This window comes from Bradyrhizobium sp. TM239, assembly GCF_036247985.1.
GTDB classification, from domain to species: Bacteria; Pseudomonadota; Alphaproteobacteria; order Rhizobiales; family Xanthobacteraceae; genus Bradyrhizobium; species Bradyrhizobium ottawaense.
On the sequence record NZ_BTIR01000071.1, the window covers coordinates 1 to 253 of the forward strand.

Below are 253 nucleotides of genomic sequence, written 5' to 3' on the forward strand. Positions count from 1 at the left end.
CGACAGCATGAACACGACCAGCTTGCTGCGCTCGACGTCGTAGCCGCAGGCCCGCGCGCGTTGCTCGTTTTCGCGGATCGCCTCGATGACGGCCCCGAACGGCGAGTTCAGGATGCGCGACTGGAACCACATCGCCAGCGCCGCGAACGCCATCAGCACGTAGTATTTGTTGACCGGGTCGAGAAAGTTGACCTGAAGGCCGAACAGGCTGATGCGGTCGACGGTGAAGCCGCGCAGGCCGTTCTCGCCGCCG

General features: G+C 64.8%; 1 protein-coding gene. It reads right to left on the minus strand.

Annotation, left to right across the window (positions count from 1 at the left end):
* On the minus strand, positions 1 to 253 hold a 253-nt coding region (locus tag AABA84_RS34955; protein WP_445083438.1), incomplete at both ends, for an ABC transporter permease subunit.